17 protein-coding genes and 1 pseudogene are annotated in these 21,028 nt (G+C 66.8%); 9 read left to right on the top strand and 9 right to left on the bottom strand.

The genetic code is table 11. From position 1 onward, the window contains the following. The 4 genes and pseudogenes from NFW30_RS13130 to NFW30_RS13115 all read right to left on the bottom strand — a co-directional run. A pseudogene (locus tag NFW30_RS13130) lies at window positions 1-87 on the bottom strand (hypothetical protein); the annotation flags it as partial. Between the two features lie 28 nt (window positions 88-115). Then, the gene (locus NFW30_RS13125) at window positions 116-1,393 is read right to left on the bottom strand and encodes a transglutaminase-like domain-containing protein (RefSeq protein ID WP_295350602.1); all 1,278 of its coding nucleotides are present in this window, start codon (window positions 1,391-1,393) and stop codon (window positions 116-118) included. A gap of 108 nt (window positions 1,394-1,501) precedes the next feature. Continuing rightward, window positions 1,502-2,926, bottom strand: coding sequence for a PhoH family protein (locus tag NFW30_RS13120; RefSeq protein ID WP_295350599.1), 1,425 nt, complete (start codon window positions 2,924-2,926; stop codon window positions 1,502-1,504). 42 nt (window positions 2,927-2,968) lie between these two features. Next, window positions 2,969-3,424: a peroxiredoxin gene (locus NFW30_RS13115; RefSeq protein WP_295350596.1), complete on the bottom strand. Its 456-nt coding sequence runs from the start codon at window positions 3,422-3,424 to the stop codon at window positions 2,969-2,971. Between the two features lie 155 nt (window positions 3,425-3,579). On the opposite strand from NFW30_RS13115, the gene lexA reads away from it, so the two are divergent. From lexA to NFW30_RS13070, 9 genes are all read left to right on the top strand, one after another. After that, window positions 3,580-4,182, top strand: coding sequence for a transcriptional repressor LexA (lexA, locus tag NFW30_RS13110; RefSeq protein WP_295350593.1), 603 nt, complete (start codon window positions 3,580-3,582; stop codon window positions 4,180-4,182). Window positions 4,183-4,213: 31 nt separating this feature from the next. After that, the gene (gene imuA / locus NFW30_RS13105; RefSeq protein ID WP_295350590.1) at window positions 4,214-4,921 is read left to right on the top strand and encodes a translesion DNA synthesis-associated protein ImuA; all 708 of its coding nucleotides are present in this window, start codon (window positions 4,214-4,216) and stop codon (window positions 4,919-4,921) included. Further along, window positions 4,854-6,338, top strand: coding sequence for a DNA polymerase Y family protein (locus tag NFW30_RS13100; RefSeq protein ID WP_295350588.1), 1,485 nt, complete (start codon window positions 4,854-4,856; stop codon window positions 6,336-6,338). The genes imuA and NFW30_RS13100 overlap by 68 nt, the downstream gene beginning before the upstream one ends. 89 nt (window positions 6,339-6,427) lie before the next feature. Further along, on the top strand, window positions 6,428-6,865 hold the full coding sequence (locus NFW30_RS13095) for a hemerythrin family protein (protein WP_295350586.1): 438 nt from the start codon (window positions 6,428-6,430) through the stop codon (window positions 6,863-6,865). A 275-nt stretch (window positions 6,866-7,140) separates the two neighbouring features. Next, complete coding sequence (pgi, locus tag NFW30_RS13090; protein ID WP_295350583.1) at window positions 7,141-8,775, top strand: glucose-6-phosphate isomerase; 1,635 nt, start codon at window positions 7,141-7,143, stop codon at window positions 8,773-8,775. 69 nt (window positions 8,776-8,844) lie between these two features. Then, window positions 8,845-10,482, top strand: coding sequence for an alpha-D-glucose phosphate-specific phosphoglucomutase (locus NFW30_RS13085; protein WP_295350835.1), 1,638 nt, complete (start codon window positions 8,845-8,847; stop codon window positions 10,480-10,482). A 63-nt stretch (window positions 10,483-10,545) separates the two neighbouring features. Then, window positions 10,546-11,814, top strand: coding sequence for a glucose-1-phosphate adenylyltransferase (gene glgC / locus NFW30_RS13080; RefSeq protein WP_295350581.1), 1,269 nt, complete (start codon window positions 10,546-10,548; stop codon window positions 11,812-11,814). 19 nt (window positions 11,815-11,833) lie between these two features. After that, window positions 11,834-13,276: a glycogen synthase GlgA gene (glgA, locus tag NFW30_RS13075; RefSeq protein ID WP_295350578.1), complete on the top strand. Its 1,443-nt coding sequence runs from the start codon at window positions 11,834-11,836 to the stop codon at window positions 13,274-13,276. Between the two features lie 162 nt (window positions 13,277-13,438). After that, window positions 13,439-14,689: a DUF1015 family protein gene (locus tag NFW30_RS13070; protein WP_295350575.1), complete on the top strand. Its 1,251-nt coding sequence runs from the start codon at window positions 13,439-13,441 to the stop codon at window positions 14,687-14,689. Between the two features lie 40 nt (window positions 14,690-14,729). Here the strand turns inward: NFW30_RS13070 and selD are convergent, their stop codons facing one another. The 5 genes from selD to hemN all read right to left on the bottom strand — a co-directional run bounded on the left by selD (window position 14,730) and on the right by hemN (window position 20,962). Continuing rightward, the gene (gene selD / locus NFW30_RS13065) at window positions 14,730-15,836 is read right to left on the bottom strand and encodes a selenide, water dikinase SelD (RefSeq protein WP_295350572.1); all 1,107 of its coding nucleotides are present in this window, start codon (window positions 15,834-15,836) and stop codon (window positions 14,730-14,732) included. A 225-nt stretch (window positions 15,837-16,061) separates the two neighbouring features. Continuing rightward, entirely contained in the window at window positions 16,062-16,277 is a 216-nt protein-coding gene (locus NFW30_RS13060) for a cation transporter (protein WP_295350570.1), read from the bottom strand. A gap of 15 nt (window positions 16,278-16,292) precedes the next feature. Further along, window positions 16,293-18,764, bottom strand: a complete 2,472-nt coding sequence (locus NFW30_RS13055; RefSeq protein ID WP_295350568.1) for a heavy metal translocating P-type ATPase — start codon at window positions 18,762-18,764, stop codon at window positions 16,293-16,295. Window positions 18,765-18,807: 43 nt separating this feature from the next. Continuing rightward, the gene (locus NFW30_RS13050) at window positions 18,808-19,488 is read right to left on the bottom strand and encodes a sulfite exporter TauE/SafE family protein (RefSeq protein WP_295350566.1); all 681 of its coding nucleotides are present in this window, start codon (window positions 19,486-19,488) and stop codon (window positions 18,808-18,810) included. Window positions 19,489-19,564: 76 nt separating this feature from the next. After that, on the bottom strand, window positions 19,565-20,962 hold the full coding sequence (hemN, locus tag NFW30_RS13045) for an oxygen-independent coproporphyrinogen III oxidase (RefSeq protein WP_295350565.1): 1,398 nt from the start codon (window positions 20,960-20,962) through the stop codon (window positions 19,565-19,567). Window positions 20,963-21,028: the final 66 nt, after the last annotated feature.

The raw sequence follows: 21,028 nt of genomic DNA, 5'->3' as shown, positions 1-21,028 counted from the left end.
GACTAGCGGTCGTCCGCGCCAGTTCGCGGTGATGTGGCAGAACATGCGATGCTCAATCTTGTTCCACTTGCTGGTTCCGGGCTCGTATTGAGCGCCGGACGCGGGCGCCGTTGCCTCAGCTCTCGACGCGGCTGGAGGTGACCGTGTAGCTGCAGCGCTGGCTGTCGCTGCTGTCGAAGCGCTGGCCGCCCGCCTCGATCTGCGGTAGCACCAGGAAGGGCAGGGGGGCGCCGGTGGCGCCGTGCAGCTGGACATCCTGGGCGGTATTGAGCGCCAGCCAGTTCCTCTCCCAGAAGCCGAACAGAAGCTTGCGCAGGACGACCAGCTTCGGGTCGGCGTAGCCCAGGTTCTCGTCGCGGATGGCCTTGCGCACATCGCCAGGGTCGACCGGGATCCAACCGTAGCCCGGGGTGTAGAACTCGGCGCGGCAATGTTGCCCGGTGCGCAGGTTGCCGGTCGCACCAAGCCCGGAAAAAAGTCGCGAACCGTCGATGCGCAGTCCGAAGACCGGTCGTGCCGGGATGCCGATCGAACGGCACAGGGCAACGAAGAGCAGGGCGATGTCGGCGCTGCCGCCGCTCAGCCGTCCGCTGTCGAGCATCGCCTCGACGTCGCCGCGGCCGATGCCGGTCGGCACCGGTTCGTAAGTGGTGTTCTCGACCACCCAGTCGTAGATTGCCTTGCCCTGGGCAACCGGATCCTTGATTCGACCCACCGCCGTCTCGGCCGTGCGCCGTACGAGTCCGTCGGTCGGCATCAGGTTGCTCGACTGCAGGCAGCGGCGCAATACCTCGCCGCGCTCGGCGACGCCGCCGCGGCGGGTGATGTCGAAGTTGCGGTCCCGTTTGGCCACCTGGCTGACCAGTTGCAGCTTCGGCGCCGCCGCACCGTCGTTCCAGTCGGCGTAGAAGACTTCCAGGTCGGCAACCGGGTCGCGGTAGACGCCAGCGCTGTCGAAGTTGCCCCGCCAGTCATGTCCGAGCGCCCGTTGCCAGGGGTTGTCACGGTATTGTGCCAGCGGCAGCCAGAGGCGCACCCTGCCCTTGACGTGGTTGAGGGTGATCAGCGAGGTGATGTCGTAGGTCCGCCACTGCGGCTGTGGCTCATCCGGCAGCGCAATGGCGTTGTAGGTCTGTTCGTTGGTCGTCGCCGGCGAGTTGGGCGCGACCGCCGGGGGGGGCGCCGGTTGCTCTGCGACCGGGCGGTAGTTCTGTCTGCCGCGCGAACGCCCGCGGTTGTCCGCTCTCGTCTCGCGCTGGCTGCGGCTGGCCGATTCGCTCGCTGGTTTGCTGCTTGGTTTGCTGCTCTTTTCCTTCTTTCTGGCAGCGAGTACCGGCGCCGGGGCCAGCAGTGAAATCAGTGCAGAAAGGGCAAGGAAACGGCGTCGTTTCAATCGGTTCTCCGGTAGGCTCTGGAGCACTGCCGGCAACGCTCGGAGGCAGCGATCGGTGGCCACAAACGGTTGGGCCGTGTCATGAGACACGGCCCGATTCGCCGAAGATTATAGCACCTCACCCGCGTAATCGGCGAGACGAGAGCGCTCGCCGCGCTGCAGGGTGACGTGGCCGGCATGTTCCCAGCCCTTGAAGCGGTCGACGACGTAGCTCAGGCCGGAACTGCCTTCGCTGAGATAGGGCGTATCGATCTGCGCGATGTTGCCGAGGCAGATCACCTTGGTCCCGGGGCCGGCGCGGGTGATCAGTGTCTTCATCTGCTTCGGCGTCAGGTTCTGTGCCTCGTCGATGATCAGGTAGCGATTGAGGAAGGTGCGGCCGCGCATGAAGTTGAGCGACTTGATCCGGATGCGGTGGCGGATCAGGTCGCGGGTGGCTGCGCGGCCCCAGTCGCCGGCCTGCTCGTCGCTCCGGTTGAGCACCTCGAGATTGTCCTCGAGGGCGCCCATCCACGGACCCATCTTCTCTTCCTCGGTGCCCGGAAGGAAACCGATGTCCTCGCCGACCGGCACCGTCACGCGGGTGACGATGATCTCGCCGTAGCGCTTTTCGTCGAGCACCTGCGCCAGGCCGGCGGCCAGCGTCAGCAGGGTCTTGCCGGTACCGGCCTGGCCGAGCAGGGTGACGAAATCCACTTCCGGGTTCATCAGTGCATTGAGCGCGAAGTTCTGCTCGCGATTGCGCGCCGTGATTCCCCAGACGCTGTTCTTGGAATGGCTGTAGTCGATCAGCGTCTCGAGTTCGGCGCTCGTCCCGGCGAGCGAGCGGACGATCGCCTGCAGCGGACGATCGCCGTCCTGGTAGAGGAACTGGTTGACCAGGAACTGCGGGCACAGCGGACCGCTGATGCGATACCGCGCTCGCCCGTCCCGGCTGCGCGACACCATGTCCTGGCCGTGCTCGTCCCAGAAGTCGGCGGGCAGTTCGCGCATGCCGGTGTACAGCAGGTCGGTGTCTTCGAGCACCTTGTCGTTGAAGTAGTCCTGCGCCTGCAATCCCAGTGCACGCGCCTTGATGCGCATGTTGATGTCCTTGGAGACGAGGATCACCGCTCGTTCGGGATGGCGGTTCTGGAGGTGGATGACGACGCCCAGGATCTGGTTGTCGGCCTTCGCCGTCGGCAGTCCCGCCGGCAACTCGCCGGTGATCGCTTCCGTCTGCAGGAAGAGCCGGCCACTCGCCAGCTGGCGCGAAGGGCCGTCGAGAGCGATGCCCAGATCGATCGCTGCGGCCGTGCTGTTGACGACTTCGTCCAGGGTGCGCGTCACCTGGCGTGCATTGCGGGCGATTTCCGACAGGCCCTTCTTGTGGTTGTCGAGTTCCTCGAGGGTCATGATCGGTAGAAACACGTCATGCTCCTGGAAGCGGTACAGGCAGGTCGGGTCATGCATCAGCACGTTGGTGTCGAGGACGAAGAGCTTCCTCGCGGCGGCCGGCACGGCGTTGCTGTCGTCGGGGTTCCTGCGGGACATGTCGGGGACCTTCCAGAGTGATCGCAGCGGTGGCCGGGCGCTTCAGATCTGTCTGACGAAGTCGAGGACTTCCTGCGCGTGCCCGGCCACCCGGACACCGCGCCACTCACGCCGCAGGACGCCGTTGCCATCGATGACGAAGGTGCTGCGCTCGATGCCGCGCACCTGCTTGCCGTACATCGACTTCATCCGGATCACCGCGAAGCGGTTGCAGAGCATCTCGTCGCTGTCGCTGATGAGGACGAAAGGCAGTTCCTGTTTCGCCGTGAAATTGTCGTGTGATCTGAGGCTGTCGCGCGACACGCCGGCGATGATCGCGCCGGCGGCGACGAACTGCGGATGCAGGTCACGAAAGTCCTGCGCCTCGCTGGTACAGCCGGGAGTGCTGTCCTTGGGGTAGAAATAGAGGACCACGGTGCTGCCGCGGCAGGCGGAAAGGCTGAAGGTCCTGCCGCCGCTGGCGGGCAGGCTGAAGTCTTCGACGGGCTGCTCGATCATGGCTGGTCTCGGAGAACGGAAGTCAAGGAAGCGATTGTGGTGAGAAAGGGGAGGGCGGGTCAAGCACCCGCGCTCTCCTGGCTCTCCTGCCGGCACGCTTGCTTTTTTCTCCAGACTGTACAAAAATACAGTCATGCCAACAGAGGGTGCCGACCATGCTCAGGATCACGACGCGGCAACAGGAAATACTCGAATTCATTCGCAACGCGCTGGAGAACTTCGGTGCGCCGCCGACGCGGGCGGAGATTGCCACGGCCTTTGGCTTCGCCTCGCACAACGCGGCCGAAGAGCATCTGCGGGCGCTTGCCAGAAAGGGGCTGATCACCCTCGAGCCGGGCTCGGCGCGCGGCATCCGCCTGGTCGAACAACTCGGCCTGCCATTGATCGGCAGCGTCGCTGCCGGTAGCCCGATACTCGCCGTCGAGAACGTGCAGCGCCGTTACACGCTCGGTGCCGGCCTGTTCTCGCCGCGTGCCGATTTCCTCCTGCGGGTGCGCGGCCTGTCGATGATCGATGCCGGCATTCTCGATGGCGACCTGCTTGCCGTACACCGCAGCAGCGAGGCACGCAACGGCCAGATCGTCGTCGCCCGGCTCGATGAAGAGGTGACGGTCAAGCGCTTCCGGCGGCGCGACGGCATCGTCGAGCTGCTTGCCGAGAATGCCGATTTCGCGCCGATCATCGTCGATCCCGAGCGTCGGTCCCTGGTCATCGAAGGCATCGCCGTCGGGTTGATCCGCAGCGGCGAGACGATCTGATGAGCGCACCGGTTGCCGACCGGACTTGACCATGTCGTCGTCGACCACTCTGGCGCAGATCCTCGAGCGTCCCGATGTCTGGCGGGGCGATGCGCTGGCCAGGGCCGCGTTGCCCGGTGTGCCGACCGGTTTCACCGATCTCGACCGCGAACTGCCCGGTGGCGGCTGGCCGCGTGGAGGTCTGACCGAACTCCTGCCGCGGCATCGTGGCGTCGGCGAACTGAGCCTGCTGCTGCCGGCACTGGCGCGGCTCTCGCGTGACGAACTGGCCTGGCTGGTCTGCATCGCACCGCCATATCTGCTGTATGCCCCGGCATTGCAGGCCGGGGGAGTCGATCTCTCACGCCTGCTGGTTGCCAGCGCTCCCGGTCGCGATGCCGCCTGGGCCTGCGAACGCTCGCTGGCAGCCGATGGCGTCGGTGCCATCGTCGTCTGGCTGCCGGAGGTCCAGGCCGCCGCGTTGCGTCGCCTGCAACTGGCTGCCGAGGTGAGTCAGTCGCTGCTCTTCGTTTTTCGTCCGGCGACCTGCGCCAGCCAGCCTTCGCCGGCACCGCTGCGACTGGCTCTCGAAGGGGAGGGCGAGCACCTCATCGTACACCTGCTCAAGCGCCGCGGCAGCGCGCAGCCGCTGCCACTGCCGATCGCCGTGCAACGCCCGCTGCGCCTGCGCCATGCTCTGGCTCGCCCTGCATCTGCCCTGCCTGCCGCTCGAAGTCTTCCCCGAACTGCCATCGCCTAGCGCCATCGTCGATCGCGAGCGGGTCATCGTTGCTGACCGCGCGGCGGCATCGGCGGGCGTCGTGGCCGGCAGGCGACTGGCCGAGGCACGCGCATTGCTGCCTGATCTGGCGGTTCGCGAGCGCGCCATCGAGCGCGAGCAGGCCGCCCTGAGGCGGCTCGCCTGCTGGGCCGGTGGTTTCACCTCCGAAGTCTGCTGCCTGCCGCCGTCGATGCTGCTGCTCGAGGTGGCGGCCTCGCTGCGCCTGTTCGGTGGCGCCGCGAATCTGTGCGCAGGCGTCGTCGCCGGCTGCACCGCGCAGGGTCACCTGCCACGGGCAGCCCTGGCGCCGACACCATTGGCCGCACAGTGGCTGGCCATCGGCGATGGCGACCAGTGCTGTCGCACGCTCGACGAGCTGCCGCACCGCCTCGGCAGTCTGCCGCTGTCGGTACTCGCTCTGGCAGCAGCGGATGAGGCTCGCCTCGCCAGCTTCGGGGCCCGCTCGCTTGCCGACCTGTTGCGCTGGCCGCGCGCCGGCCTGGCGCGGCGGCTGGGCCCCGGGCTGGTGGCCGATCTGGCGCGTGCGCTGGGCGAACTGCCGGATCCCCGTCAACGTTTCATTTTTCCCGAGCTTTTTGCCGACCGACTGGAATTGCCGATGCGGGTCGAGCACGCGCCGGCGCTCGGCTGGGCTGCGCGTCGTCTGATCGATGCCCTGTGCGGCTGGCTGGCTGCGCGTGGTGGTGGGATCAGTGAATGCGTTTTCGAGTTCGGGCACGAAAGCGGCGCGAGGCGGCCGCCGCCGACCGTGCTTGTCCTGGGTCTTGCCGGCGCCACGCGTGACCCCGAGCGGATCAGTCGCGTCCTCGGCGAGCGGCTGCAGCGGCTGCAGTTGCCGGCCGCGGTCGAGGGTATCGGCTTGCGGGCCGAGGCGCCGACAGCACTTGTCGGTCACTCGCGCAGCCTGTTCGCCGAGCGTGGTGAGGGCGCCGGTGGCGAATCGATGGCGGGGCTGCTCGAACGGCTGCAGGCACGCCTTGGCGACGATGGCGTGCACGCGCTGTCGGCTGTGGCCGAGCACCGGCCGGAAAATGCCTGGCGGCGGGTTGCGGCGGCGTCGCTGACCGGAGGGAGATCGCCGTCCAGCCTGCTTCTTGCCGCGGCCCTGCGCCATTCGGCTGCTGGCCCGCGTCCGCTGTGCCTGCTGGCACAGCCACAGGCTTTGCGCGAGCAGGCTGGCCGGCCGCAGTGCGGTGGTCCCCTGCGCCTGCTTGCCGGTCCCGAGCGAATCGAGAGTGGCTGGTGGGATGCGGCGGAGCCGGATGCGCTCGGCGATGTCTGTCGCGACTACTTTGTCGCCATCTCCCGGTGCGACGAATGGCTGTGGATTTTCCGCTGCCGGTCGGGCTGGTTCCTGCACGGCGTCTTCGCCTGAATTCGGGATGATTTTACTGGAATTCTGCAAGCGCCCTTTTTATACTGTGTGAACTTGCGAAACAGACCGTTTTCCAGGAGAGACTCGCTGTGGATCTCAACCTTTCCGGACTGCTGCCGGAAGCATTGCTGATCGATCTGCCCGAAATTGATGCACAACACGAGGAAATCTTTCGCCGTATCGAATCGTTGAAGTTAAGCTGTTTCGGCAGCGGACCCGTTTCCTTTGCCGATTTCGCAAGCCTGATCGATTATCTCGAATACCACTTTGCCAGCGAAGAAGGTATCGCGAAGGCGGTCGGCGTTGACTTCGCCGGGCACGCAACCGTCCATCGTGACAACCTGCATGCCCTGCAGAAGGCCTTCGCCGAAGTGCGCAACGGCGCGCGCGACGTCCATTCCTTCCTGCGCTATGCCGAGTACTGGTTCGAGCGCCATATCGCCGTCGAGGACCGTCCTTTCGCAGCCAGCGTGAAGAATTTCCGGGCGCACGCCGGCGACGGTCCGCGACCGGTCGACAGCAGTTGAACCTGCCTGTCAGTCGGCTTCGACTGGGCAGGTCTTTCTGGCCATCGACGCAACGAGAGGAGTTGCCAGACATGATCGGCAGCGGGGCAAGATAACCAAGAAAAATACTCGGAAATGGTCTGCGCGCGGGCCGGTTGCCATTCTTTTTTGCGTTCTGCGACGCATTCTGGCAAGCTGACAACCGATACGGAATATCCCTTTGGATTGTATCCGGAACCTCTTTCCATGGGTCGTCTGCAGACGGCCTGATCATTCATCAATGACCTCCATCAATCATGAACATCACCAACTCAGTCGCCTGGAAGGCTATTGAAGCGCATCGGCAATCGCTTTCGCCGCTGCATCTCAGGGAACTCTTTGCGCGCGATCCGGGCCGCGTGGCATCCCTCTCGCTGAGCTTCGACGGAATCCTCTACGATTTCTCGAAGCAGCGCATCGATTCGACCAGCCTGCCGCTGCTGGCCGGGCTGGCCCGCGAGGCGCAGCTCGAGCATTGGACCGGGCGCATGTTCGGCGGCGAGCAGATCAACGCCAGCGAAGGGCGCTCGGTACTGCACGTGGCCTTGCGCCGCTCGCGGAGCCCGTTCCCGACGGCCGCTCTCGACGTGATGCCCGACGTGCTGGCGACGCGGCAGCGGATGGCTGGCTTCGCCGAAGACATCCGTTCCGGGAAGGCGCTCGGATTCACCGGCCTGCCGATCCGCAGTGTGGTCAATATCGGCATTGGCGGCTCCGACCTCGGGCCGAAGATGCTCGCCTACGCCCTGCGTTCGGTTTCACAGCCGGGCCTCGATGTGCATTACGTTTCGAACCTCGACAGCGCCCAGCTGGCGCCCCTGCTGCAGACGCTCGATCCGCGCACGACGCTGTTCCTGGTGGCGAGCAAGACCTTCACCACCCAGGAAACGATGCTCAATGCGCAGACGGCGCGTGACTGGCTGCTCGCCGGTCTCGGCGACGCCGCCGCGGTGTCCTGCCACTTTGCCGCTTTGACCGCCAAGCCGGAACGGGCGGTGCAGTTCGGGATCAGGGAGGATGCCGTGTTCCCGCTCTGGGATTGGGTCGGCGGGCGTTTTTCTCTGTGGTCGGCGGTCGGCCTGGCACTGATGATCGCCATTGGACCGCAGGCTTTTGCCGGGCTGCTGGCGGGCGCCGAACGGATGGACGAGCATTTCCGCAGCGCGCCCTACGAGCGCAATCTGCCGGTGGTGATGGCGTTGATCGGCATCTGGAACACCAACTTCCTCGGCGCGACGAGCAATGCCGTGCTGCCGTACAACGAATCGCTGAAGTATTTCCCGTCCTTCCTGCAGCAGCTCGAAATGGAGAGCAACGGCAAGGCGGTCGGCAGCGATGGGCAGCCGCTGGCCTGCGCCTCGAACCCGATCGTCTGGGGCGAGTTGGGCAACAATGGCCAGCACGCCTTCTTCCAGTTGCTGCATCAGGGCGGACGGCTCGTCCCCTGCGATTTCATCGCTGCCGTGCGCGCCGACTATCCGCTGCCCGGACATCAGGAAGCGCTGCTCGCCAACTGCTTCGCGCAGAGCGCAGCGCTCGCCTTCGGCAAGACGGCTGCCGAGGCGCGCAGCGAACTCGAGGGAACGATGTCCCCGGCAGCGCTCGAGGCGCTGCTGCCGCACAAGGTGTTTCCGGGCAACCAGCCTTCGTCGACGCTGCTGCTGACGCGGCTCGATCCGCAGACGCTCGGCGCGCTGATCGCCCTGTACGAACACAAGGTCTTTGTCCAGGGTGTCATCTGGGGGCTCAACTCATTCGATCAGTGGGGTGTCGAGCTCGGCAAGGCGGTGGCCAACAGCATCCTGCCGGCGATCGGCAATGCCGAGCTGGCGGCCCCGCTCGACGCCTCGACACAGGCATTGCTCGCGTTCACCCGGCAGCACATCGGCTGAGAGGGTGGCGCTCGCGGCATTCCCGGTGATGATTCAGACGTTCAATTTGCGACGAGGCATGAAATGACTATGCAGGTGATCAGTGTTCCGAGCACGCCGTTTGCCGGCCAGAAGCCGGGCACGTCGGGGCTGCGGAAGAAGGTGAAGGTCTTCAGTCAGGCGCGTTATCTGGAGAACTTCGTCCAGGCCATCTTCGACACGCTGTCGGGACAGCAGGGACAGACCCTGGTGCTCGGTGGCGACGGCCGCTACTACAATGACGTGGCGATCCAGACGATCCTGCGCATGGCTGCGGCGGCGGGCTTCGGCCGCGTGCTGGTGGGTCGTGACGGAATCCTGTCCACGCCGGCGGCCAGCGCCGTAATCCGCAAGTGGCAGGCCTTCGGCGGCATCATCCTCTCGGCCAGCCACAACGAGGGCGGCCCCGAAGGCGATTTCGGCATCAAGTACAACCTCGGCAATGGCGGACCGGCGAACGAAGCATTCACCGATGCCGTCCATCGGCGGACGCAGGAGATCAGTGCCTATCGCACGCTCGAGTCGCCGGCCGTCGATCTGAGCCGGATCGGCGAGTCGTTCATTGGTGAGATGCGGGTCAGCGTCATCGATCCGGTGGCCGATTATGCCGAACTCCTCGAGTCACTGTTCGATTTCGATCGCATTGCGGCGCTGCTCGCGCGTCCCGATTTCCGCATGCGTTTCGACGCCATGCACGCGGTGACCGGTCCATACGCGCGGGCGATTCTGGAGGACCGGCTCGGCGCTCCGCCGGGCACCGTCGTCAACGGCATCCCATTGCCGGACTTCGCAGGCGGCCACCCCGATCCGAACCCGGTGTGGGCTGCAGACCTCGTTGCGGCACTCGCGGACCCGGCTTCCGGCCTATCTTTCGGTGCCGCATCGGATGGCGATGGCGACCGCAACATGATCGTCGGACCGAACTTCGTCGTCAGTCCGAGCGACAGCCTCGCCGTACTCGCCGCCAACCACGCGCTGGTGCCCGCCTACGCCGGTGGCCTCTCTGGCGTCGCCCGTTCGATGCCGACCAGCTGCGCGGTCGACCGCGTCGCCCAGGCGCTCGGCATCCCATGCTACGAGACGCCAACCGGCTGGAAGTATTTCGGATCGCTGCTCGATGCCGGCAAGGCGACGCTCTGTGGCGAGGAGAGCGCCGGTACCGGCTCCAACCACGTGCGCGAGAAGGACGGCCTGTGGGCGGTTCTCTACTGGCTCAACATTCTTGCGGTGCGCGCGACGTCGGCCGACGTGATCGTGCGCGAACACTGGCGGCGTTTCGGGCGCAACGTCTATTCGCGCCATGACTACGAGGCGATCGAGACCGATCGTGCCGATCGTCTGATGGATGAGCTGCGCGCGCGCCTGCCGCAACTGGCGGGGTCGGAGTCCTGCGGCCTGCGCATCGCTGCCGCCGACGATTTTTCCTATACCGATCCGGTCGATGGTTCGCGTTCCGAGCGTCAGGGTGTGCGGGTCATGCTCGACGACGGTTCGCGGGTCGTCTTCCGCCTGTCGGGAACCGGTACCGAGGGTGCGACGCTGCGCGTCTATCTCGAGCGTTTCGTCGCCGACCCCGGCCAGCACGAGGTGCCGACGCAGGAAGCGCTGGCGCCGCTGATCCGGCTGGCCGATGCGGTGGCACGGATCCAGGCGATTACCGGGCGCGAGATGGCGGACGTGATCAGTTAGGGCAGGGTGGCATCCGGCGCTCAGGCCGGATGCGATGAAGCGAGTCAAACTGGGGATACGACGATGGTTGACAAGAAGACATTCCAATTGCCGCGCAGGGCGATCGCCCTGGTACTGGCCGGTGGACGCGGCAGCCGGCTGCATGAACTGACGGATCGTCGGGCAAAGCCGGCAGTCCATTTCGGAGGCAAGTTCCGGATCATCGATTTCGCGTTGTCGAACTGCGTCAACTCGCAGTTCCGGCGCATCGGCGTGGTGACCCAGTACAAGTCGCACAGCCTGCTGCGCCACCTGCAGCGGGGCTGGAACTTCCTGCATGGCGAAGTCAACGAGTTCGTCGACCTGCTGCCGGCGCAACAGCGTGTGGACGAGGAGTCGTGGTACCGGGGAACGGCCGATGCCGTTTACCAGAACATCGACATCCTCGAAACCTACCGGCCGGCGCCGGAGTACGTGATCGTTCTGGCCGGTGACCACGTGTACAAGATGAACTACGCGCTGATGCTCGTCGACCATGTCGAGAGCGGTGCCGAGTGCACGATCGCCTGCATCGAGGTGCCGCGCCGCGACGCCAAAGAATTCGGCGTCATGGCCGTCGACGACCGCGGGATGATCACCGAGTTCGTCGAGAAGCCGGCCGATCCACCGGCGATGCCGGGCAATCCCGACCTGTCCCTGTGTAGCATGGGCGTCTATGTCTTCAACGCCAAGTACCTCTATGATGAACTCGAGCGTGACATCGCCGATCCCGGCTCCAACCACGACTTCGGCAAGGACATCATTCCGCGTGCCGTTGCCAACCGCGTTGCCGCCGCGCACCCGTTCTCTCGCAGTTGCGTCATTGCGCCGGACGACGTGCGACGCGAGAACTACTGGCGCGACGTCGGTACCATCGACGCCTACTGGGACGCCAACGTCGATCTGACCGCCACCGTGCCGTCGCTCAACCTTTACGACCGCAACTGGCCGGTGTGGACCTACCAGCAGCAGTTGCCACCGGCGAAGTTCGTCCATAACCATATGGACCGTCGCGGTTCCGCAGTCGAGTCCACCGTTTCCAGCGGCTCGATCGTCTCCGGCGAGGTCAATCGTTCGCTGCTCTTTTCGAGCTGTCGCGTCCATTCCTACGCTCGCGTCAATCTGTCGGTGCTGCTGCCGGACACGACGGTTGGCACCCGGGCGCGTCTCAGCCACTGCGTCGTAGACGCTGGTTGCAACATCCCGGGGGGGATGGTGATCGGCGAGGACCCGGAGGACGATGCCCGCCGCTTCCGGCGCACCCCCGGCGGTGTCACCCTGGTGACGCGCAAGATGCTCGAGCGACTGGCCTGACGCGGCTGGAGGAGGGGGCTTGCGCGTCCTGCACCTGGCGGCGGAGATCTACCCGCTGGTCAAGACCGGCGGTCTGGCGGACGTCGTCGCGGCACTGCCGGCGGCGCTCGCCGCCCGCGGGCTCGACGTTCGCATCCTGCTGCCGGGAATGCCGGCGATCCTCGGCGGGGTCGTCGAAGCGAAGCGGATCATTCGCCTCGGTCCGGTCTTCGGCGCCGCGGTCGTGACGCTGCGCCTCGGCCGGCTGCCGGACAGCGGGCTACTGGCGTATGTCATCGATGCACCCTTCCTGTATCGGCGCGACGGCAGCCCGTATCTCGGTCCGGACGGTCGGGACTGGCGTGACAACCACCGCCGCTTCGCATTGCTCGGCTGGATCGCGGCCCACCTCGCCACGGGCGAGCTCGACCCTTCGTGGCGACCGGAGGTGGTGCATGCGCATGACTGGCACGCCGGGCTGGCGCCGGCGTACATCGCGCAGTGCCCGGCTCTGAACACGGCGACCGTGTTCACGATCCACAATCTGGCCTTCCGTGGCCTGTTTCCGCTCGATCATCACAACGACCTGGGGTTGATGATCTCCGGTGCGGATCAGAGCGCGCTCGAGTTTCACGGCCACCTGTCGTTCATGAAGGCCGCGCTGTTTCATTCCGCGCGCGTCAATGCGGTCAGCCCGACCTATGCGCGCGAGATCTGTACGCCGGAGTTCGGCTGGGGCCTCGACGGGCTGCTGCGCGCCCGTGGCGCCAATCTGTCGGGAATCCTCAATGGTGTGGACTATGCGGTATGGGATCCGGGCAGTGACCGCGCGTTGGCACACAACTACACGGCCGACAGGCTGCGCGGAAAGAGAATCTGCAAGCTCAGGCTGCAGGCGGAGCTCGGCTTCACACCCAGGAGCAAGGCACCTCTGCTCGCCGTGGTCAGTCGCCTGACCTCGCAGAAGGGGATGGATCTGGTTCTCGGTGCGCTGCCGGATCTCCTCGCAGCGGGCGGCCAGCTGGTGGTCATCGGTAGCGGAGAAGCCGAGATCGAGAGTGCCTTCCGGGCGGCGGCGAGGGCGCACCCGGCCTCGGTTTCGGTTTATCTCGGTTTCGACGACGCCCTGTCGCACCGCATCATGGCCGGAGCAGACATCCTGCTCGTTCCCTCACGCTTTGAACCTTGTGGTCTGACGCAGCTCTATGCCCTGCGTTACGGTACCATTCCGCTGGTGCGGCGGGTTGGCGGTCTGGCGGACACGGTGATCGACGCAACACCCGAGCATCTCCGGGCCGGGACAGCGAACGGCTTCGTCTTCGACGACGCCAGCAGCCGTGTCCTTGCCGGGCGGATCGGCGACGCGCTGACGCTGATGCGAAATGCCGCGGCGTGGCAGCAGCTGCAGAGGCGCGGGATGGCGCAGGACTTCTCGTGGGCCGACTCCGCGTTGCGTTATGAGGCACTGTACCGAAGCATCTGAGGTGACCCGGCGGGCCGCTCGGCTGGGCTCCGTCCGCAGGACTGGCTGCCGCAGGCGAGCGCCTGCGACGTCAGAGGCCTGCCGCGCAGCGCCGGCAGGTGCCACGCGCCGCCGCTGCGCCGGCGCACACTTTCCAGAAACTCGCTCGAGCGGGAGACGCACTTGACATCCGATTCATCCCTGATCCGGCCGTTTGCCGGTTTGCGGCCGCGCAGCGCCGATGCCGCGGCGGTCGCCGCACCACCCTACGACGTCCTGTCGAGCGACGAGGCACGGCTGGCCGCGGCTGGCAAGCCGCTGTCCTTCCTGCATGTGTCGAAGGCCGAGATCGACCTGCCACCGGATGTCGATCACTACGCCCCAGAGGTGTACATCCGGTCGGCACTGAACTTCCGCCGACTCATCGACGCCGGTGTTCTGTGCCGCGACCCGCGACCCTGCTATTACGCTTACCGCCTGGTGATGGGTGAGCACGTGCAGACGGGCCTGGTGGCCGCCGCTTCGATCGCTGCCTACGACGGCAACCGCATCCGCAGACACGAGTTCACCCGGCCCGACAAGGAGGATGACCGGGTACGTCAGATCGAGGCGCTGAATGCGCAGACCGGGCCGGTCCTGCTGGCCCATGCCGACGACGCGCAGGCCGAAGAGCTGCTCGCGGGGGCGACCGGGCAGACGCCGCTCGCCGACCTGACGGCGGCGGACGGCATCCGGCACACGCTGTGGCTGATCGATGACGCTGCCGCCATGGCACGCATCAGCGCGGTCTTTGACGCCATGCCGGCGCTCTACATCGCTGATGGTCATCATCGTTCGGCGGCGGCATCGCGCGTGGCGGCCAGCCGGCGTCAGGCTGGCCAGGGTGGTGCCGACTCGTTCCTGGCGGTGATCTTCCCGGCCAGGCAGATGCAGATCCTCGACTACAACCGGGTCGTCCGGGATCTGAACGGCCTCGGCGTGGACGCTTTCCTGCTGGCGGTCGGCGAGCGCTACCGCGTCAGTCCGGCCGCAGCCCCGCTGCGACCTGAGTGCGGCGGGGTCTGCGGCATGTATCTCGCTGGCCGCTGGTATCGGCTGCAGGTACGAGCGGAACTGGTACCGCTGGCCGACCCGGTGCGCCGGCTGGACGTATCGGTTCTCGCCGAGCAGCTTCTCGCGCCGGTTCTCGGCATCAGCGACCTGCGTCGCGATACGCGCATCGACTTCGTCGGCGGCATGCGCGGCCTGGGCGAGCTCGAGCGGCGGGTCGACAGCGGCGAGATGGCCGTCGCCTTCGCCATGTATCCAACGCAGATGGCGGACCTGATGGCGGTCGCCGACATCGGGCAGGTCATGCCGCCGAAGTCGACCTGGTTCGAGCCGAAGCTGGCCGACGGGCTGGTCTCACTGATGCTCGACGGTGAGCCAGGGTAGGTGGGCAGGAGGGCGGCGTGCGGCCTGCTGCGCGCTGGCGTCAGTGACTCCTGATGACCGAGACCTGCGGCTTGCCTTCGCCGAGCTCACCAATCACCGTCGCCTGGTCGAAGCCCTCCTGCAGGAAGACCGACAGGACCTCGGTGACGACCTCGGGTGCGCAGGCAACGAGCAACCCGCCGCTGGTCTGCGGGTCGGTCAGCAGGGCACGTTCGAGTTCGCCGAGCTTCCTGTCGAGCTCGACATGCTCGCCATAGCTCGACCAGTTGCGGCCGGAGGCGCCGGTGATGCAGCCCTTGGCAGCGTAATCGACCGCGTCCGGCAGGATCGGGATCGCCGCGTAGTCGATGACGGCAGAAAGCCTGGATGCCTTGCACACCTCGACCAGGTGTCCGAGCAGACCGAAGCCCGTGACATCGGTCATCGCATGCACGCCAGCGAGGCAGGCGAGGGTGCGGCCGGGCGTGTTGAGCTGCGTCGTCGACGCGATCATCGCCGCATGGCAGGCCGGTGACAGGAGGCCCTTCTTCAGCGCAGCGCTGAAGAATCCGACGCCCAGACCCTTGCCGAGAATCAGCTTGTCACCGGGGCGCGCGCCGGAGTTGCGCTGCACGTGTTGCGGGTGGATGAGCCCGATGGCGACGAGGCCATAGATCGGTTCCACCGAGTCGATCGTGTGTCCACCGGCGATCGGGATGCCGGCTTTCGCGCAGATCGCCTCACCGCCTTCGAGGATGCGCTGGATGGTTTCCAGCGGCAGGCGGTTCACCGGCATGCCGACCACTGCCAGCGCCAGGAGCGGGGTTCCACCCATGGCGTAGACGTCGGACAGCGCATTCGTCGCCGCGATGCGGCCGAAGTCGAACGGGTCGTCGACGATCGGCATGAAGAAATCGGTCGTGGCGATCACCGCCTGCTCGTCGTTGAGCTGGTACACGGCAGCGTCGTCGCTGGTCTCGATGCCGACGAGGAGCTGCCGCGGCACCACCGCCGGGACGCCCCGGGAGAGGATCCGTTCGAGTACTCCGGGGGCGATCTTGCAGCCACAGCCACCGCCATGCGACAACTGCGTCAGTCGCAGTGGCTCGGCCGCAGCCGCTGTGGGAACAACCTGGGGTTCGACGGTTCTTTCCTTCTTTCTCGACATCTTCTTCCTCGGGCGAAGTGTGGATCTGCCCAAATCACGGAGAACCTGGGCAAACGGGGGCGTTCAGCGAGCGGACTGTCGCTTTGCCAGTCTGCGGCGGGGCGCCGCTGGCGGCGCGCCGCCGTGCACGCGCGCACCTCGATTCACCGGGCCGGCCCGGTCCTGCAGGAACGCGGACCCCGTCTTCGCGTCCCGGCATGCCGGCGACGATCGCTTCACCGCCACTCAGGGCGCCGGCCGGGCCTCGAAACCTGCTGCCTCGATTGCCTCAGTCAGCCGGCCAAGGCTGACGAGCGACGGGTCGCAACTGACCGCAGCCTGTCCTGACTGCAGCGAAACCTCGACCTTGTCGACGCCGGCCACTGCTGTCAGGGCAGCGGTGACGCTCTTCACGCACCCCTGGCAACTCATCCCGGAGACATCAATCAGCATTCTTTCCATCCGTCTTTCCAGTCGTCAGCTCAAGCGCTCCACGGACCGTCCGCCGGGCGTGTGGCAGCGCGGGTGCCAGCGCCGCAGGAGGAGCGAGTTGGAGACCACCGACACCGAACTCAGGGCCATCGCCGCGCCCGCCATCACCGGGTTGAGCATGCCCAGAGCCGCCAAGGGAATCCCGAGCACATTGTAAACGAAGGCGCAGAAGAGATTCTGCCTGATTTTGCGCAGCGTCGCCCGCGACAGCAGGATGGCGTCGGCAATGCCATTCAGATCGGAGTGCACCAGCGTCACATCCGCCGCCGCAATGGCCGCATCCGAACCGGCGCCGATGGCGAAGCTGACGTCGGCCGCCGCCAGTGCCGGCGCGTCGTTGATGCCATCGCCGGCCATCGCCACGACGCTGCCATTCTCCTTCAGCGACCGGATCACAGCCGCCTTGTCGCCGGGCAGGATGCCGGCGCGGAAATCGTCGATGCCACTCTCCCGGGCGATCGCCGCCGCGGTCACGGCGTGGTCGCCGGTCAGCATCACCAGCCGCATGCCCAGGGCGGCAAGGCGCCCGACGGCTTGTGGCGAGCTCGCGCGCAACGGGTCGGCAATCGCCAGCACGGCCAGAGCCACGGCTGCCGGCGCCGGCTGTCCGCCGGCAGCGGCGCGACTGTCTGCCGGCCGTTCGCCGAGGACGACGACGGTCTTGCCGGCACTCTGCAGCCGCTCGATCACCGCTCGCGGAGAGGCCGCGTCGACGAAGGCGTCGGGCGCCCCGAGCTGCAGCCAGCGGCCGGCAACGCGGCCCTCGACGCCGCGCCCGGGAATGGCGCGGAAGTCCTCGACAGCCGGCAGGTTCAGGCCGGCGCTCTGGGCGCGCCGCAGGATCGCGCGCGCCAGTGGGTGTTCGGAGGCCTGCTCGAGGCCGGCAGCGAGTTGTAGCGCCTCGTCCGCAGCAGCGGCCAGGGGAACGACCTCGGTCACCTCGGGTTCGCCGCGGGTCAGCGTGCCGGTCTTGTCCAGAGCGAGGACATCGACCTCACCGGCCCGCTCGAGCGCCTCGGCGTTCCTGATCAGGATGCCGGCCGCGGCGCCGCGTCCGCTGCCGACCATGATGGCGGTCGGCGTGGCCAGTCCGAGGGCGCAGGGGCAGGCGATGACGAGCACGGCGACGGCATTGATCAGCGCCGTGCTGAAGATGCCGTCGTAGAGCCACCAGCCGAGCAGGGTGCCCAGCGCGACCAGGCAGACGACGGGCACGAAGACCGCCGATATGCGATCGGCCAGTCGCTGCACGGGGGCCTTCGAGCCCTGCGCCGCGGCAACCAGGCGGATGATTCCGGCCAGCAGCGTGTGTTCGCCAACGCCGCTGGCACGGCAGCGCAGCATGCCTTCAGCGTTGGCTGTGGCGGCGTAGACCCGTTCGCCGCGATGCTTGGCTACCGGCATGCTCTCGCCCGTGAGCATCGCCTCGTTCACGTTCGACGATCCGTCGATCACCTCGCCATCGACCGGGATGCTCTCGCCGGGGCGGACGATGAACACATCGCCCGGTATCAGCAGGGAGGCATCGAGCTCGATCAGCCGGCCGTCGCGTTCGACGCGCGCCGTTCGCGGTTGCAGGCGGACGAGCGCCTCGATCGCTTCGCCGGTCTTTGCCTTGGCGCGTGCCTCGAGCAGCTTGCCCAGCAGGACGAGGGTGATGACCGCGGCCGACGCCTCGAAATAGACGTGCAGGTCCGGCGCACCCGACAGCGTGACGAAGAGGCTGAAGAAGTAGGCCATCGAGGTACCGAGCGCGACCAGCACGTCCATGTTGCCGCCACCGCCGCGGAGGGACTTCCAGGCACCTTCGTAGAAGCGCCAGCCGATCCAGAACTGAACCGGTGTCGCGAGAACCAGCTGCAGCCAGCGCGGCAGCAGATCAGCGTGCGCGTGCTGGCCGCCGGCGAACATGGTCAGCATCTGCGCTGCCAGCGGCAGCGTGAGGGCAGCGGCGATGACGAAACGAAGCAGCTCGCTGCGCTGCCCGGCGATCCTTCGCGCGCGCTCGTCGGCGCGTGACTGCGCATCGGCCAGGCGCCCGACGAAGCCCGCGGCCTCGATCGTCGCGATCAGCCCGACGGCGGAGGCGAGGCCCGGACGGTAGCGGATCGTCGCCCTCTCTGTCGCCAGATTGACTGCCGCCTCGACACCCGGCAGGCGGTTGAGCACCTTCTCCAGCCGCGTCGAGCAGGCGGCGCAGCTCATGCCGCCGATCGCCAGCTCGAGCGTCTGCAACGGCACCGCGAAGCCGGCCCTGTCGATGGCGGCAACGACCTGCGCGGCCGTCGCTTCGTCGCCGGCGATCTCCACCTGGGCGCGCTCGGTCGCCAGGTTGACGCTGGCCCGGACGCCGGGGATCCGGTTCAGCACGCGCTCGATGCGGCTGGAGCAGGCGGCGCAGCTCATGCCGCTGATCGGCAGGTCGAGATGCAGCCGCCTGTCGCTCGGGGTGCTCATCGCGCCGCCGACGTGCCCGGATGTCGTCGCCGTGCCGGCATGGCTAGGCGGCAGCGAGCTGGTGCCACAGATGCTGCAGGCCATGCAGTCCCCAGACACCGAAGCCGAGGACGACGAGTCCGGCGACCGTGCGCACGGCCGGCCGGCTGGTGTAGGCACGCAGGCGTGCGGCGAGCAGGCCGGCGAGGAGCAGGTTGGGCAGCGTGCCCGCACCAAAGGCGAGCATCAGTCCGGCTCCCTGCGCGGCCGAGCCGCTGCTGAGGGCGGTTGCCAGAGCACTGTAGACCAGACCGCAGGGCAGCCAGCCCCACAGCAGCCCGAGCGGAAAGGCCTGCAGCGGGCTGCGCGCGGGCAGGTAGCGCCGCGTCAGCGGCTGCAGATGTCGCCAGAGTCTGTCGCCGATGCGCTCGGTGAACGCGAGGGCGCTGCTGACGCCGAGCAGGTAGAGACCGAGGGCAATCAGCATCAGGTTGGCGAGCAGATAGAGGATACTGCGCAGCGGCAGCTGTCCGGCCAGCGCGATGCTTGCCTCGCCGAGTGCACCGGCGATCGCACCGGCTGCCGCGTAGCTGAGGATGCGCCCCGCGTTGTAGGCGAGCAGCAGGCTGCAGCGGGCTGGCGCGCCCATTGCCAGGGCGCCGACGATGCCGCCGCACATGCCGATGCAGTGTGTTCCGCCAAGCAGTCCGACGAGCAGCAGGGCGAGGAAACTCGATTCGGGCATGGTGGGCGGACGGCAGTCTGGGGGAGTGGAGCAGCGATTCTACTCCTTCACTCCCGAGCGGTCGTCGCCGTCCGGCTCAGATGACCTTCGAGTAGCGCGTCCGTTGCCGGTCCGCGCGCAGGTAGCGGTCGAAGACCATGGAGATGGCACGCACCAGCATGCGACCGCGTGGCAGGACCGTGATCCAGCGGTCATCGACGCGCAGGAGGCCGGCATCGACCATCTCGCGCAGTTCATCGAGTTCGGTGGCGAAGTACTTGCGGAAGTCGATCAGGTGCGCGATCTCGATCGATTCGATCGACAGCTCGAAGTGGCACATCAGCGACTGGATGATCGAACGGCGCAGAAGATCGTCGGCATTCAGTTCGATGCCGCGGTACACCGGCAGGGTGCCGCTGTCGAGCAGGTCATAGTACTCGTCGAGCGTCTTGACGTTCTGGCAGTAGGTCGGGCCCACCTTGCTGATCGAGGAGATGCCGAAGGCCAGCAGGTCGCAGTCGGAGTGCGTCGAATAGCCCTGGAAGTTGCGGTGCAGCCGCCCCTGGCGCTGGGCGATCGCGAGTTCGTCGTCCGGTTTGGCGAAGTGGTCCATGCCGATGAAGACGTAACCCGCCCCGGTCATCTGCTGGATGGCGAGAGCGAGAATCTGCAGACGGGCGTCGGCGGACGGCATGTCGGCCTCGACGATGCGCCGCTGCGGCTTGAACAGGCTCGGCAGATGGGCATAGTTGTAGATCGAGACGCGGTCCGGGCTGGCATCGATGACACGCTCGAGCGTGCGGCCAAAGCCGGCGACGGTCTGCCGGGGCAGGCCGTAGATCAGATCGACGCTGACCGACTTGAAGCCGCTGGCGCGCGCCGCGTCGATCACCGCACGGGTTTCCGCCTCGCTCTGCAGCCGATTCACCGCCTGCTGCACGCCGGCATCGAAGTCCTGCACGCCGACGCTCATGCGATTGAAGCCGAGTTCGCCGAGGAGCGCGACGGTCGCCTGGTCCACCTTGCGCGGATCGACCTCGATCGAGTACTCGCCACCCTCGACCAGTCTGAAGTGCCTGCGGGTCGCGGCCATCAACTGGCGCATCTCGTCGTGCGACAGGAAGGTCGGCGTGCCACCGCCCCAGTGCAGCTGCGCCACCTCCTGGTCGCCGCCCTCGAGGCAGCTGCTCTGCAGTGCCAGTTCGCGGGCGAGGTACTTCAGGTATTTGGCTGAGCGGCCATGGTCCTTGGTGATGATCTTGTTGCAGGCGCAGTAGTAGCAGATGGTGTTGCAGAACGGGATGTGGAAGTACAATGACAACTGCCGGCTGATGGCGCCGATGTTGCGCTTGCCGAGCCAGAGTCTGGACGCGTCCGCGCCGAAGGCCTCGACGAAGCGATCCGCGGTCGGGTACGACGTGTAGCGCGGCCCGTTGACGTCGAAGCGGCGGATGATCTGTGGATCGAAAACGAGGTTGCCAGTGACGGATCTCATCGTCCCGGTGCAAGGTTGGTTGGCGGGATTATCGGCCGGCACGCCGGACCCGGGGTTGACGTGGAT

This window comes from Accumulibacter sp. (assembly GCF_023806635.1).
Taxonomy (GTDB): domain Bacteria; phylum Pseudomonadota; class Gammaproteobacteria; order Burkholderiales; family Rhodocyclaceae; genus Accumulibacter.
This window is presented reverse-complemented; position numbering and strand designations above follow the sequence as displayed.